Below are 13668 nucleotides of genomic sequence, written 5' to 3' on the forward strand. Positions count from 1 at the left end.
CGGCGGCCTTCGCGTCAGCGGTCGACGATCCGCCGGGCCGCCTGTTTGATCGACTCGCGCAGCCGGTCGGCGTCGCCGTCCTCGCCGCCGACCAGGATGCGTTTCATCTGCGGTACGACGACCGCCCAGTTCGCCATCGCGACCAGCAGGAACAGGAGGTCGGGCGCCGGGATGGCGTCGGTGATCACGCCGCGCTCCTGGCCGTCCCGCACGGCGGCGACCTTGCGGGCGTAGTGCGCCTGGCGTTCGGCCTCGTGGGGCAGCTCGGCGGTGCCGTACTCCATGCCCTCCCAGAAGAGAAGGCGCAGCAGCTCGGGGTGGGCGGCGTGGTAGTCCAGCAGCCGGTCGATCCAGCCCTCGACGTCGTCCGGGTCGACGGGGACGGAGATCGCGAGGTCGAGCATCTTCTTCTCGAGGACGGACGCGAACAGCTCGCCCTTGCTGCCGTAGTAGGCGTAGATCAGCTGCTTGTTGGCCTTGGCCTCGGCCGCGATGCGGTCGATGCGCGCGCCGGCGATGCCGTGGCGGGCGAACTCCGCCACCGCCGCCTCGAAGATCCGGGCCTTGGTGGCCTCGGGGTCCCTTGCTGCCATGGGGCAAGGGTAGCGGGGCGGGGAAGGTAACCAACTATTTGGTTGACAGCCCTCGGGAATGCGGACCAGACTCCCGGAGTTACTTCCAACCAACCAGTTAGTTGCTACTTGCGCGCTCGAAGGAGTCGCTCCGCTCATGCCGTCATCGCCGTCCCCCTCCGCCACCCCGCAGTCCGGGCTCGAACCCGCTCCTGCGCGTCCGGCGCATCCCGCGGGCACGTCGCCCGAAACCGGCCCGTCCGAAACCGGCCCGTCCGGGACCAGTCCGTTCGGACCCGGTCGGTCCGGGGCCGGTCCGTCCGGGGTGGCCGCCCGCCTCTTCCTCCCCCTGATCGCCCTGTGCACCGCCGTGACGGCCGCCAACATCTACCTCGCGGCGCCGCTGCTCCCCCTCATCGCCCACGACATGGGATCCACCCCGTCGGCAGTGGCCTGGCTCGCCTCGGTCGCACAACTGGGGTACGCGGCCGGCCTGCTCTTCTTCGCCCCGCTCGGGGACAGCGTGAACCGGCGCCGGCTGGTCGCGGTCCTCTCGCTGGTCGCCACGGCGGCGCTGCTCGCCGCCGCCGCGTCGGCGGGGACCGGTGCGCTCGCCGGCGCCGTCCTGGTCGCCTCGGCGGCGACCGTCGTACCGCAGCTGCTCGTCCCGCTGGTCGCCGAGCGCGCCCCGGCCGACCGCCGGGCCCGGCACGTCGCGGCCGTCATCGCGGGCCTGTTCACCGGCGTCGTCGCGGCCCGGGTGCTGGGCGGTCTCGCCGGGCAGGCCTTCGGCTGGCGCGCGGTGTTCGTCGGCGCCGCCGTGCTGACCGCCGTACTGGGGCTGGCGACGGCGCACATCCTGCCCGTGGAGCGGCGGCAGCGGCGGGGGCCGCTGTTCGCGGGGCTCGTGGCGATACCGGGTGTGGTGCGCCGCTCGCCCGACCTGTGGCGGGCGTGCGTGCGGCAGGCGGGGATGTACGGCGCCTGGAGTGCCCTGTGGACCTCGCTCGCGCTGCTGCTCGCGGGGGACGAGGGGTACGGCATGACCACCGCCGCGGCCGGGCTGTTCGGCCTGTTCGGGCTGGCGGCGAGTGTCGTCGCGCCGCTCGCCGGGGGCCTGGTCGACCGGTTCGGCGCCGCCAAGGTGGTGCGCTCCGCGTATGCGCTGGCCGCCCTCTCGGTGCCGCTGTTCTGGCTGGGCGGCCAGGCGATGGCGGCCCTGTGCGCGGCCGCCGTCCTGGTGCACGCCGCGCTGGTCGCCTCGCACGTCGCCAACCAGACCCTGGCCCTGACCACCACCTCGGCACCGGCCACCGCCAACACGGCGTACGTCGTCGCCGGTTTCGCGGGCGGCGCGCTGGCCTCGGCCCTCGCGGGGCCCGCGTACGGCCACTGGGGCTGGGGCGGCGTGTGCGCGGTGGCGGGTGCCTGGCTGGTGCTGGGGTGGACGGCCACGGCCGTACGCCCGGCGCGTGCCGCACGCACGGCGCGGTGAGGACGGAGGGGTGCCGGGCGCAGGCCGCGGGGTCCGCCCGGCACCCTCGTCCACGTGCCGGTCAGAGCCGGGTGACGTCGAGTCCGCCGTCGGCGTACTGCCGGCGCAGCACCTTCTTGTCGAACTTGCCGACGCTGGTCTTCGGCACCGTCTCGATGACCGTCCAGCGTTCCGGGAGCTGCCACTTGGCGATCTTGCCGTCCTCGGCGAGGAAGGTGCGCAGCGCGGCGAAGTCGACGTCGGCGCCCTCCTTGAGGACGACGGTGGCCAGCGGGCGCTCGCCCCACTTGTCGTCGGGCACGGCGACCACGGCCGCCTCGGCGACGTCCGGGTGGGACATCAGCGCGTTCTCCAGCTCGACCGAGGAGATCCACTCGCCGCCGGACTTGATGACGTCCTTGGCCCGGTCGGTGAGGGTGAGGAAGCCGTCCGGGGAGATCGTGCCGACGTCGCCCGTCTTCAGCCAGCCGTCCTCGCTGAACTTGTCGTCGGGGCGCAGCGGCTCGGCCCCGGGCCCGTTGTAGTAGGCCCCGGCGATCCAGTTGCCGCGCACCTCCAGCTCACCGGCGGACTCGCCGTCCCAGGGCAGGCGCTCGCCGCCGGGACCGGTGAGGCGGGCCTCGACACCGGCCGGGAAGCGGCCCTGGGTAAGACGGTAGGCGAACTCCTCCGGCGTCCCGACCACGTGGGCCGGCGGCCGGGCGACCGTGCCCAGCGGCGAGGTCTCCGTCATGCCCCAGGCGTGGCAGACCCGCATGCCGAGCGCGTCGAACGCCTCCATCAGCGACGGGGGGCAGGCCGAGCCGCCGATGGTGACCTGGGTGAGGGAGGAGACGTCGCGGGGCCTGGCCGTCAGCTCGCCGAGCAGGCCCTGCCAGATGGTGGGGACGGCGGCGGCGTGCGTCGGCCGCTCGCCCTCGATCATCGCGGCGAGCGGCGCGGGCTGCAGGAAGCGGTCCGGCATCAGCATGTTCACGCCGGTCATGAAGGTGGCGTGCGGCAGCCCCCAGGCGTTGACGTGGAACTGCGGGACCACCACCAGCGAGGTGTCCTGGTCGGTCAGGCCCATCGACTGGGCCATGTTGACCTGCATCGAGTGCAGGTAGATGGAGCGGTGGCTGTAGACCACGCCCTTGGGGTCGCCGGTGGTGCCGGAGGTGTAGCACATGGCGGCGGCGGCCCGCTCGTCCAGCTCGGGCCAGTCGTAGGCCGTCGGCTTCCCCGCGATCAGCTCCTCGTACTCGTGCACCTGGACGGCGGCCCCGTCCAGCAGGGAGCGGTCGCCCGGCCCGGCGACGACGACGTGCTCCACCGTCTTGAGGTGCGGCAGCAGCGGGGCGAGCAGCGGCAGCAGCGATCCGTTGGCGATCACGACCCGGTCGGCGGCGTGGTTGACGATCCAGGCCAGCTGCTCGGCCGGGAGGCGCAGGTTGAGGGTGTGGAGCACCGCGCCCATGGAGGGGATCGCGAAGTAGGCCTCGACATGCTCGGCGTTGTTCCACATGAGGGTCGCCACGCGTTCGTCGTCGCCGACGGCGAGGTCCTCGCGCAGTGCGTGCGCCAGCTGGGCGGCGCGGGCGCCGATCTCGGCGAAGGAGCGGCGGTGCGGCTCGTCCTCACCGGTCCAGGTGGTCACCTGCGAGCTGCCGTGGATGGTCGACCCGTGGGTCAGGATCCTCGATATCAGCAGCGGTACGTCCTGCATCGTGCTCAGCACGGTGTCCTCCCGGGGCGACATTGCCTACGCGGCGGTAAGGGTTGCGCTGATTCTGCGCACATACCGCGCGGTATGTCACTACTCCCGGGTGATCGATCAGTGCGCGGGTCCGCCCACGCGACTCCACTGGAGGTTCACATACCGGGCCATTACCGGACGAAGCCCAGCTCAGGGTCCTCGCGGAGCTTGCCGAGGGCCCGGGAGACCGCCGACTTCACGGTGCCCACGGAAACTCCGAGCACTTCGGCCGTCCGGGCCTCGCTGAGGTCCTCGTAGTACCTGAGGACGACCATCGCGCGCTGCCGCGCGGGCAGCTTCATGATCGCCCGCCACATCGCGTCGTGCAGGGCCTGCCGCTCCGCCGGGTCGTCGCCGCCGGGCACCGGCTCGGGCTCGGGCAGCTCGTCGCAGGCGAACTCGTCGACCTTGCGCTTGCGCCACTGCGAGGTCCGGGTGTTCAGCAGCGCCCGGCGCACATAGCCGTCCAGGGCGCGATGGTCCTCGATGCGCTCCCAGGCCACGTACGTCTTGGTGAGCGCGGTCTGCAGCAGGTCCTCCGCGTCGCTGGGGTTCGCGGTGAGCGACCGGGCGGTACGCAGCAGCACCGGCTGGCGGGCCTTCACGTACGACGAGAACGACGGGTACGGGAAGGTCTGCGGCCTTGCGGTGGCCGTGGCCGGCGCGGCGGCCCTCGCCGTGGCCGGCGCCAGGGCGGTGGCGGCGTTCGAAGCGCTGGTGCAGACGGGTGTGGTCATGGCTCAACGCTATGAGCGAGGGGGTGCCCGGCGGATCGGCCGCAGGTCCCGAAGCAGAGTCCGCCTCAGGTTGTAGGGGTGGTGGTGGCCCCACCTCCTGTAGGTGGAGTGGGGGAGGAGGGGTACTGCGGGTTGACCCCTGGGGGTTCCCGCGAGACCGGGCCGGAACCACCACACGAAAACGTCCGGGCGACGGTACCGGAGTACCGTCGCCCGGACGCACTGCGACCCCATGAAGCACACCCGCACAAGGAACCGAGGGGCCGGCGCGGCAGCGCACCCGCGCCGGCCCCTCAGCTCACCACCACAGCGGGGAGAAGGTGACGGCCACGTTCTCGTTGCCCTGGTTGATCGACGTGAAGGCGGAGCCGTCGACCTGCGCGGTGTTGCTCTGGTTCGAGGCCCCCGAGCCCACCGCCTGCTGCTGCGTGGTGGACGAGTTGCCGTTGTTGTCGTCGCCGACGCCGCTGCCGATGATGCCGGCGGAGGCGCTGGCCGCGGTCGCGTTCGATCCGTCGTCCGCGAAGGCGCCGTTGTCCGCCGTCGCCACCCCGCCGAAGAGCGCGGCGGCGAGCGGAAGGGCGGCGACGGCGGCGACGACACGGGCGGTACGGATGCTTGCCATGTGTTCCTCCAGAACAAGTGCGCACCGGCTTCCAGCCGACAACGCGAGAAGTACGTGAACTAGGGCTTGTGCCAAGGCAGTTGGCCGACCGCCTCGACGCTGTGCACGACGTCGCGTGATCAGAATTGCCCACCGGATCCCCGGCGAACCACCCCGGAAGCCCTGATTCGCCCTCAAGCGTGAGGACAAGTCGATAAACCCCTTTGCTTCTCTTCCGTCCCACCACGGGACAGCAGGGACGACTCCGCCTCAAGCCACGCAAGGGGTGAAGCGTTCCGCCACTTTTTCTCCCCGCCCCTGCCGCCCCGGCGTGTCGCACCCCCCGCCCTTCCCTTTCTCGAACATACGTACGAACATAGACCCATGGCCACCACCGACCGGCAGGCCACGACGCTGGCCCTCGCACACGCCCTGTCAGCCGCGGAACGCGGGCTGGCCGTCATCCCGCTGGCCCGGACGAAGCTCCCGGCGCTGCGCTCCCCCCACCGCGCCGCCCCGGCGCCGTTCACCTGCCACGGCGAGTGCGGCCGCTTCGGCCACGGCGTGCACGACGCCTCCACCGACCCGGCCCGGGTCCGCGCGCTGTTCGCCGCCGCGCCCTGGGCCACCGGCTACGGCATCGCCTGCGGCCTGCCGCCGCACCACCTGATCGGCGTCGACCTGGACACGAAGCCGGACGCGTCGGAGACGGACTCCTCGACCGCCCTGCGCGAACTGGCGCTGCGCCACCTGTTCACGATCCCGCCCACGGTCGTCGTCCTGACCCCCAGCGGCGGCCGCCACCTCTGGCTGACCGGCCCGCCCGACCTCGTCGTCCCCAACTCGGCCGGCCGACTCGCCCCCGGCATCGACGTCCGGGGCGCCGGCGGTTACCTGGTCGGCCCCGGTTCCCGCACCCGGCACGGCACCTACACGACCGCGCCCGGCACGGCCCACCTGACCCCCGCGCCCTGCCCGCCCGCCCTGCTGCGCCTGCTGCTACCGGCAACGCCTGCCGTGCGGCGTGCCGGGGGCGGGACGACGGGCGGCGACGGCCGGGGCCTGGTCCAGTTCGTCCTCGCCGCACACCGGGGCCAGCGCAACACCCGCCTCTTCTGGGCGGCCTGCCGCGCATACGAGAACGGCATCGGCGCGACCCTGCTGACCTCCTTGCTGGACGCCGCACGGGCCGTCGGCCTGACCGAACGCGAGGCCCGCGCGACGATCGCGTCGGCGGCCCGCATGACCGCCCGACGCCCCGCATGACCGCCCGACCCCCCTGCCGCCTGCCCCGCCCCCACTGAACGCCGCTCACTGAACGCCGCTCGCTGGACGCCGCTCACCCCCGCCGCCTGCCCCGGCCACCTGGGCGCCCGCCCCACCCGGCACGAAACCGAAAGACGCCGATGCACGACCGCCCCAGAGTGCCGACCCTGTCGCTGACCCGGCTCGTCCTGGCCGACGGCCGCAACGTCGACCTGACCGAACTGCGCCTCACCCCGACCTACGGCGGCCCGGAGAGCTACCCCTGCCGCCCAGTCAACGACCTGCGCATCCGGGAGCTCCTGCACACCGCCGCCCGGATGTCCCCCACCGTGCCGGTACACCTGATCCCGCCGCCGCGCGAGTACCCGGACCAGTACGCGGGCGCCTTCGGTCCCGTCGAAACGCTCCCGCGCGTGGCCTGCGTCGGCCGCTTCTCCTCCACACCGCTCGCCCCGGCCAGGGACCCGCTCGCCCACCGCTCCGGCCTGACCGTCATCTGGTTCCAGCCGACGACCCGTGTCCCGGACCCGTACGACACGGACCCGGCGGCCCTGCGCGACGTCGACTGGACGACCCTGGCACGGGACTACGAGGTGGAGGATCCGCCGTACGGCCCCTGAGCCCCCGGCCTCCCATTCCCGCCCTCGCCCGCACCCGGGTCGGTCTCGTCCTTCCGCCAAGCCCGTACGCCCAACTCTCCGGTGGTGCCGAGATCGAGGTGCGGCGCGACCATCACGGGGTCGGCACCGGCCCCGGCCCTGACCCTGACGTAGGGCACGGTCACCGCCTCGCCGAACTCGGTGGTGTTGCGCCACGCCAGACCCGACACGGCCCGCTCCCCGGGCCGCAGCGTCACCGGCCGCGGCGGACCGTCGTCGCCGCCCGCCATCGGGATGCCGTCGGTACCGCGCAGCACCTCGATCCCGTCCACCGGCTGGTGCTCCGCGTCCAGCAACTGCAGTACCGGGTAACCCTCCAGGGAGTACGCCCGGTCCCCGCAGTTCTCCAGGTGGAGCCCCACGACCCGCAGGCCCATCGCCGCGTCGCCCTGGTCCGCGGTCAGCCGCAGTCCGGACGCCGGACACGAACCGGCGGGCGCCGGCGCCTCGTCGGAGGGCACCCGCTCCACGTCGAGAATCCGCACCCGCCCGGCGTCGAGTGTCCCGCCCGCCGGATGCCCGGCCTGCTCAAGGGTCCGCCGGACGGTCTTCCCGGCCCCCACCGACGCCACGGTCTCCTCGACGTTCGACATCGCCCGGCCCTGCTCGTCCACCAGGGAGAAGGTGATGGTGTACGTGAAGGGCTCGGACTCCGGGTTGGTCACGTCGTACTGGACGGCACACGGCCCGCCCGCCGCCCCGACCCCCGGCAGACTGTCCGCCGTGACCGACACCCCGGGCCGCTCACTCACCCGCCCACTTGGCGACGCGCTCTCCTTGGCCCCGGCCCGCTCCACCACCCCGACCACCCGGACCCCGTCCCGCTCGGCCCCGGCGCCGACCGCGCCGCCGGAAGCCGCACACGGCCCCTGGGTCTCCCCGCCGCCTCCCGCCTCCGAGGCGGCGGTCCCAGTACCGCAGCCACCCAGCAGAAGACCGGCCACAAGCACACCGGAGACCACCAACGACGTGCGGAACGGGGGAATACGCATCGCCCCACCCCACCAGCCCCATCCCACCCCGACCGTGGCGGAAGCCACACCTCCGGTCACAGCCCTGTCACAACCGGAACCCCGACCACTGGACCCGCACTTGCCGTGCCCGTTGCCGCCTGGCTGTGTCACTTGCGCTCGAGCGCGGCCCGCACGGCTTCCATGTCGGTCCGCTCGGCGATCATGCGGCGCTCAGCATCCGTGCCCTCGGTGTCGCTGTCCTCGACGGCGATGAGGTGGGCTGCCTGATCGACGAGCCACGTGCCCTCGTCCCCGGGAACCAGCCGCAGCGCGGTGTGAGAGCTGTGGGGGTCTGGCTGACCTCGCTCTACGGTCGCCCGCAGTCCGATTCCGGCAGGGTGGCGGCCGAACGACGGAATCTCGATCACCTCACCAATACTCACCCGGACGTCCGAGTATGTGCGAAGCGGGGGCACATCGTAGATCTCGATGCACTCGGCCACGGTGTCTGCCCCCAGGCTGTGCAACAGGCGCTTGGTCCCGGCTTCGCAGGCGGCCTCCCAATCTCGATCCACCTGGGCTTGCTCATACGACCGGGCAGCCTTTATCGCAGCTGCCCGATCTTCAGCGTCTATGCCGTCCGTGTCATCGCAACCAGACAGCGGCAGGATCGCCGCCAGCAGACCCACCCCGGCAGCACGCCGGATCCGAGCAGCCACGCCCCGTCCCCCGTATCCCATCCGCCCAGCTCATTGTCGTTCGGAGGATTACAGCACGGGGTCAGAGTCCGGTGATCCAGACGCGAGATGGCCTTGACGACCAGGCAGCAGGGGGAAATCGTGGGGAACGGCGGTGATCGGCGGGTAGCGCACACGGCGACGGCCCCCGACCGTCATGCCTGGTCAGGGGCCGTCAAACACCGCGGTGGGTGTGGGATTTGAACCCACGGTGACTTGCGCCACGACGGTTTTCAAGACCGTTCCCTTAGGCCGCTCGGGCAACCCACCCACGCGCCGTCCACCAGGGACGGAGCGGGTACAGCGTACCGGGCCGGGGCGTCGCGCGGGGTCTGTGGTCGCCACCTGGGGCGCAGCCCCGGGACAGTGGCCCGGGGCTGCGCCGGCTCGCTCTGCTATTCCGGGATCTTCACTGCTGGGGTTCCCTTTCCGTCACAGGGTGATCAGGGCGCGGCCGGCGTGCTTGGGGTCGGCCAGGGGTCTGAGCGCCAGGCGGACCAGGGCGAGGGGGTTGTCGTCGCCGGCTATGCGGTTGGCGCTCAGCTCACCGCAGGAGGTGCACTGGTGGATGATCATCCACTCGCCGTCGGTGCGGACGGACATGCCCAGCGCCTCCATCCGCCCACGGCAGTCCGCGTCGCGGTCCCCCGGTGTCTTCCGGTCGACGTGCAGGCTGGCCAGGCAGTTCGGGCAGTGGTTGCGGTGCGCGGTGCCCGGGGCGTCCGGGGAGACGTCGAGGCGGCAGGACGTGCACCGGAAGTCGTTGGCGCGGTGGCCGCCCTGGGTGTGCAGGACGTCCTTGTGCCGCTGCGGACGCCGCCGCCGCTGTTGCTGCCCGCGGCTGCTGTGGTTGTTGCGTGGCATGGTGCCGCTCCTTTCCTGTCGGGCGGTCAGAGGGTTCCGAACGCTTCGAGCGGGAAAGGGGGTTGGGCCAGCGGGCGGACCGCCATGCGCATCAGGATGAGCTGGTTGTCGTCGGTGCGGACCGGGTTCGAGGTGAGTTCGTCGCAGCGCACGCAGCGGTGAATCACCATCCAGTCACCGGTGCGGAGCACGGCGATGGCGATCGGGGACATCCGGCCCTCGCAGTCGCTCGGGCCGCCCTCGACGTGGTCGAGAACGTGCCGGGAATGCAGGCAGGAGGGGCAGTGGTTGCGCGGCGCGCCGTCGGCGGCGTACGCGGACACGGTCAGCCCGCACCAGGCGCAGGCGAAGGTGCCGAGGTTGAGAGTGTTGTTGGTGGTGGTGTGGCTGGACACCCGGGTGCTCCTTGCTGGGAAGTGATCGAGACAGCAAGAGCAGGCCGAGTGGCCTCGTCAGAAAGCAGCCCGTTGGCGCTGCGGCTCAGCGGCGCACGGGCAGGTCAGAGCACCGGAGGACGCATCCGGCAGCCGCCGGTGGAAGCGGGCGGCGAGAGGCGGCGGACGGTCACGCGGTGTGGCGAGGCGCACTCGGCGCGGGCCGGGTCATCAAAACACCCTCTTCTAGGGCACAGGGGCCCATAACGAATCAGAACGATCAGTTGAGGTTAACAGGGCGCCTTCCGGCGGCGTCAACGCATTTATTCCGCCCCTGCGGGGCTCACGTGTGGCGTGCGGGGCGGGCAGCATGCCAGGCGGCCTCGATCATCGGGAAGATCTCGTCGAGGGCGGCCTCGGGGTCGGAGGCCTCGCGGGACAGGGAGTAGGCGTCGATCACGAACCGCGCGAGGGTGCGGGCGGCGGTCTCGCTCCGGGTCAGGGCCGGGTCGGCGGCGATGGCCGCGGCCAGCGCCTCCGCATGGCGCAGGCGGACCGACTCGTCGTACTTCCGCAGGGCGGGAGACGCGTCGATCATGCGCCAGATCGGGGCGGCGCCGTCCGCGGTGCAGTGCCGGACCAGGGCCAGGACCTCGCGGCGCAGCGCGGGGATCAGCGGCTCGTGCGGGGCGCGGTCGGTGACCGCCCGCGTGAGGCGGTGCTCGAAGTCCTCGTCCTGCTCGAAGACCAGCGCCTCCTTGCAGGCGAAGTGGGAGAAGAGCGTGGTGACGGCCACGTCGGCCTCGGCGGCCACGTCACGGATGCCCACCGCGTCGTATCCGCGCTCCAGGAAGAGCCGCAGCGCGGTGTCGGCGATCTTCTGGCGGGTCGCGGCCTTCTTGCGCTCACGGCGGCCCGACTGCTGCACGGTCATGACCCGCAGGCTAGCAGGTACGAAACAATAACCGTTATGAAACGCTATCCGTTAGTGCTACGTTCGCGGCATGAGGAAAGTGAGCTTCGCCGAGTTCGGCGGTCCGGACGTGCTGCAGCTGATCGACGCCGAGGAGCCCCACGCGGGGCCCGGTCGCATACGCATCGCCGTACGGGCGGCGGGGGTGAATCCCGTCGACTGGCGGGTCAGGGAAGGACAGGTGCTGGGCGCCCACCCGGTCGAGTTGCCCTCCGGTGTGGGGCTGGACGCCGCCGGGGTGGTGGACGAGATCGGCGAGGGAGTGACCGGGGTCGAGGTCGGGGACCGGGTGTTCGGCGAGGGTGCCAGTACCTACGCCGAGTTCGCCGTACTGGGGGCCTGGGCGCGGATGCCGGAGGGGCTGACGTTCGAAGAGGCGGCCGGGTACCCCTCCGTGGTGGAGACCGCGCTGCGCGTCATTCGCGAGGTCGGTGTCCGGCCCGGGCAGACGCTGCTGGTCAGCGGGGCGTCGGGGGGAGTCGGGTCGGCGGTGCTGCAGATCGCCCGCGACCGGGGCATCAAGGTGATCGGTACGGCCGGTGCCGCCAACCAGGACTACCTGCGCGGCCTCGGTGCCGTCGCCACGACGTACGGCGAGGGCTGGGTCGAGCGGGTGCGGCGGCTCGGCGAGGTCGACGCGGCCCTCGACCTGGCCGGTTCCGGTGTGATCCGCGAGTTGGTCGAGCTGACCGGGGCGCCGGAGAAGGTCGTCAGCATCGCCGACCTCGGGGCGCCCGAGTTCGGCGTCCGCTTCTCCGGGGTGGCCGGCAGCGTGCCTGCCGCGCTCGCCGAGGCCGTCGACCTGATCTCGCGGGGGAAGCTCCACATCCCGGTCGAGAAGTCGTACTCGCTCGCCGAGGCCGCGGCCGCGCACGTCGACAGCCGGGCGGGACACACGCGCGGGCGCCGGGTCCTGGTCGTCTGAACCGCTGAACGCACTTCGCCACCGGGCTGTCCCCGGTGGCGAAGTCGGGCCGATCGCGATGGGCGCGGAGGGCGCGGAGCAGGCGGTCTGGGCGGGCTGTCTGAGCGGGCGGGGATCAGTCGTCGCCGAGCTTCGAGCCCAGGGTGACCTCGGTCGTGTGCTGCTTGCCGCCGCGCTCGTAGGTGACGGTGACCTCGTCGCCGGGCTTGTGCGTCCAGATCTCGCCGATCAGGGTCGGGCCGCTGTCGATCACCCGGTCGTCGAGCTTGGTGATGACGTCGCCGGGCTTGAGGCCCGCGTCGTCGGCGGGGCCGCCCTGCTCGACCGGGTCGGAGCCGCCGACGCCCTGCTCGGTGAGCTTGGCGCCGTTCGTCGTCTCCTCCAGCGAGACGGAGGCACCGATCTTCGCGTACACCGGCTTGCCGGTCTTGATCAGCTGCTGGGCGACGAACTTCGCCTGGTTGACCGGGATCGCGAAGCCCAGGCCGATGGAGCCGGCCTGGCCGGTGCCGAAGCCGCCGTTGCTGGTCGACTGGATCGCGGAGTTGATGCCGATGACGTTGCCCTGGGCGTCCAGCAGCGGGCCGCCGGAGTTGCCCGGGTTGATCGACGCGTCGGTCTGCAGGGCGCTCATGTAGGACGCCTTGCTGTCGGCGCTGCCGTCGCTGGAGGCCACGGGGCGGTTCTTGGCGCTGATGATGCCCGTGGTCACGGTGTTGGACAGGCCGAAGGGGGCGCCGATGGCGATCGTCGAGTCGCCCACGGCGACCTTGTCGGAGTCGCCGAGGGGGAGCGGGTTCAGGTCCGAGGGCGCGTTCTCGAGCTTGATGACCGCGACGTCGTAGCCCTGGGCGTGGCCGACCACCTCGGCGTCGTACTTCTTGCCGTCGGGGAAGGTCGCGCTGAGCTTGCCGCCGTCGACCGCCTCCGCCACCACGTGGTTGTTGGTGACGATGTGGCCTTCCTTGTCGAAGACGAAGCCGGTGCCGGTGCCGCCCTCGCCGTTGCTCCCCTCGGCCTGGATGGTGACCGTGCTGGGCAGCGCCTTGGCGGCGACTCCGGCGACGGTGCCCGCGTCCCGCTTGACGGAGCCGCCGGTGTCGGAGGCGGAGACCGTGGTGGAACCGCCCTCGTCGTTGTTCTTGGCCAGGGTGTAGCCGAGACCGCCGCCCAGACCGCCCGCGACCAGCGCGGCGATCAGGACGCCGGCGACCAGCCCGCCCCGTCCGCGGCCCGGCTTCGGCGCGGGCTGCTGGTAGTACGAGGCGCCCCAGCCGCCCGCTCCGCCGCCTGCCCCGCCACCGGGGCCCTCACCGAAACCGCCGCCGGAGCCGCCGCCGAAACCACCGCCCAAGTCATTGCCGAAGCCGTTGTGGCCGCTTCCGCCGTACGTCGGGGTCTGGGCGGCCGTCGGGTCCTGGCCCGCCGGCGGAGTCTGGGCGGCTGGGGTGCCCGGCGGCTGGGGCGGGGGCCAGGAGGCGTCGGGGGCCGTGGAGCCCCGCGGGGTGTCGGCGCCCTCGGGAGCCGGGTGGTCCTGCGGCGCGGCCGGGGGCTGGGCGGGGGGAGCCGCCGGGGCCTCGGGGGCGGCGGGTGCCTGGTCGTCGGCGGGCGGCGCGGGGGGCTGGGCGGAGGCAGCGGGAGCATCCACCGGCACGGGAGGTGCGGACGGGGCCGGGGGTACCGCGGTGCCCTCGTTCTCGGTGCTCACAGCTTCTCTCCTCGTTCCACGGCTGTTTGTCGCTCACCCTGGTCGCGCTCAGCGACGCTCACGCGC

At 72.5% G+C, this 13668-nt stretch carries 14 protein-coding genes and 1 tRNA gene; 4 read left to right on the top strand and 11 right to left on the bottom strand.

Translation table 11 applies throughout. From position 1 onward, the window contains the following. Positions 1 to 14 precede the first annotated feature (14 nt). Positions 15 to 593 carry a TetR/AcrR family transcriptional regulator gene (locus tag K7854_RS03795; RefSeq protein ID WP_226024913.1) on the bottom strand — a complete coding sequence of 193 codons (579 nt, stop codon included), beginning with the start codon at positions 591 to 593 and terminating at the stop codon, positions 15 to 17. Between the two features lie 136 nt (positions 594 to 729). On the opposite strand from K7854_RS03795, the gene K7854_RS03800 reads away from it, so the two are divergent. Continuing rightward, positions 730 to 2067: an MFS transporter gene (locus tag K7854_RS03800; protein WP_226024914.1), complete on the top strand. Its 1338-nt coding sequence runs from the start codon at positions 730 to 732 to the stop codon at positions 2065 to 2067. A 61-nt stretch (positions 2068 to 2128) separates the two neighbouring features. Here the strand turns inward: K7854_RS03800 and K7854_RS03805 are convergent, their stop codons facing one another. From K7854_RS03805 to K7854_RS03815, 3 genes are all read right to left on the bottom strand, one after another. Further along, positions 2129 to 3805, bottom strand: coding sequence for a long-chain fatty acid--CoA ligase (locus K7854_RS03805; RefSeq protein WP_226024915.1), 1677 nt, complete (start codon positions 3803 to 3805; stop codon positions 2129 to 2131). A 128-nt stretch (positions 3806 to 3933) separates the two neighbouring features. After that, positions 3934 to 4539, bottom strand: coding sequence for a SigE family RNA polymerase sigma factor (locus tag K7854_RS03810; RefSeq protein ID WP_226024916.1), 606 nt, complete (start codon positions 4537 to 4539; stop codon positions 3934 to 3936). Positions 4540 to 4837: 298 nt separating this feature from the next. After that, positions 4838 to 5164: a hypothetical protein gene (locus K7854_RS03815; RefSeq protein WP_226024917.1), complete on the bottom strand. Its 327-nt coding sequence runs from the start codon at positions 5162 to 5164 to the stop codon at positions 4838 to 4840. Positions 5165 to 5527: 363 nt separating this feature from the next. Here K7854_RS03815 and K7854_RS03820 point away from each other — a divergent pair, with 363 nt between their 5' ends. Both K7854_RS03820 and K7854_RS03825 read left to right on the top strand, forming a co-directional pair. Beyond that, positions 5528 to 6409 carry a bifunctional DNA primase/polymerase gene (locus K7854_RS03820; RefSeq protein WP_226024918.1) on the top strand — a complete coding sequence of 294 codons (882 nt, stop codon included), beginning with the start codon at positions 5528 to 5530 and terminating at the stop codon, positions 6407 to 6409. A gap of 140 nt (positions 6410 to 6549) precedes the next feature. Next, the gene (locus K7854_RS03825) at positions 6550 to 7029 is read left to right on the top strand and encodes a hypothetical protein (RefSeq protein ID WP_226024919.1); all 480 of its coding nucleotides are present in this window, start codon (positions 6550 to 6552) and stop codon (positions 7027 to 7029) included. Here the strand turns inward: K7854_RS03825 and K7854_RS03830 are convergent. The 6 genes from K7854_RS03830 to K7854_RS03855 all read right to left on the bottom strand — a co-directional run bounded on the left by K7854_RS03830 (position 6996) and on the right by K7854_RS03855 (position 10930). Further along, positions 6996 to 8060: a DUF4232 domain-containing protein gene (locus K7854_RS03830; protein ID WP_226024920.1), complete on the bottom strand. Its 1065-nt coding sequence runs from the start codon at positions 8058 to 8060 to the stop codon at positions 6996 to 6998. The genes K7854_RS03825 and K7854_RS03830 overlap by 34 nt on opposite strands. A 128-nt stretch (positions 8061 to 8188) precedes the next feature. Then, positions 8189 to 8710, bottom strand: coding sequence for a hypothetical protein (locus tag K7854_RS03835; RefSeq protein WP_226024921.1), 522 nt, complete (start codon positions 8708 to 8710; stop codon positions 8189 to 8191). A gap of 233 nt (positions 8711 to 8943) precedes the next feature. Then, positions 8944 to 9028: transfer RNA gene (locus K7854_RS03840), tRNA-Ser, on the bottom strand. A gap of 162 nt (positions 9029 to 9190) precedes the next feature. After that, positions 9191 to 9622, bottom strand: a complete 432-nt coding sequence (locus K7854_RS03845) for an RNHCP domain-containing protein (RefSeq protein ID WP_226024922.1) — start codon at positions 9620 to 9622, stop codon at positions 9191 to 9193. Between the two features lie 26 nt (positions 9623 to 9648). Further along, the gene (locus tag K7854_RS03850; RefSeq protein WP_226024923.1) at positions 9649 to 10017 is read right to left on the bottom strand and encodes an RNHCP domain-containing protein; all 369 of its coding nucleotides are present in this window, start codon (positions 10015 to 10017) and stop codon (positions 9649 to 9651) included. Between the two features lie 322 nt (positions 10018 to 10339). Beyond that, positions 10340 to 10930, bottom strand: coding sequence for a TetR/AcrR family transcriptional regulator (locus K7854_RS03855; RefSeq protein ID WP_226024924.1), 591 nt, complete (start codon positions 10928 to 10930; stop codon positions 10340 to 10342). A gap of 70 nt (positions 10931 to 11000) precedes the next feature. Between K7854_RS03855 and K7854_RS03860 the strand changes: the two genes are divergently transcribed. Beyond that, entirely contained in the window at positions 11001 to 11894 is an 894-nt protein-coding gene (locus K7854_RS03860) for an NADP-dependent oxidoreductase (RefSeq protein ID WP_226024925.1), read from the top strand. 115 nt (positions 11895 to 12009) lie between these two features. Here the strand turns inward: K7854_RS03860 and K7854_RS03865 are convergent, their stop codons facing one another. Continuing rightward, entirely contained in the window at positions 12010 to 13602 is a 1593-nt protein-coding gene (locus K7854_RS03865; protein ID WP_226024926.1) for a S1C family serine protease, read from the bottom strand. Between the last annotated feature and the right edge of the window lie 66 nt (positions 13603 to 13668).

It is taken from the genome of Streptomyces hyderabadensis (assembly GCF_020404845.1).
GTDB lineage: Bacteria > Actinomycetota > Actinomycetes > Streptomycetales > Streptomycetaceae > Streptomyces > Streptomyces hyderabadensis.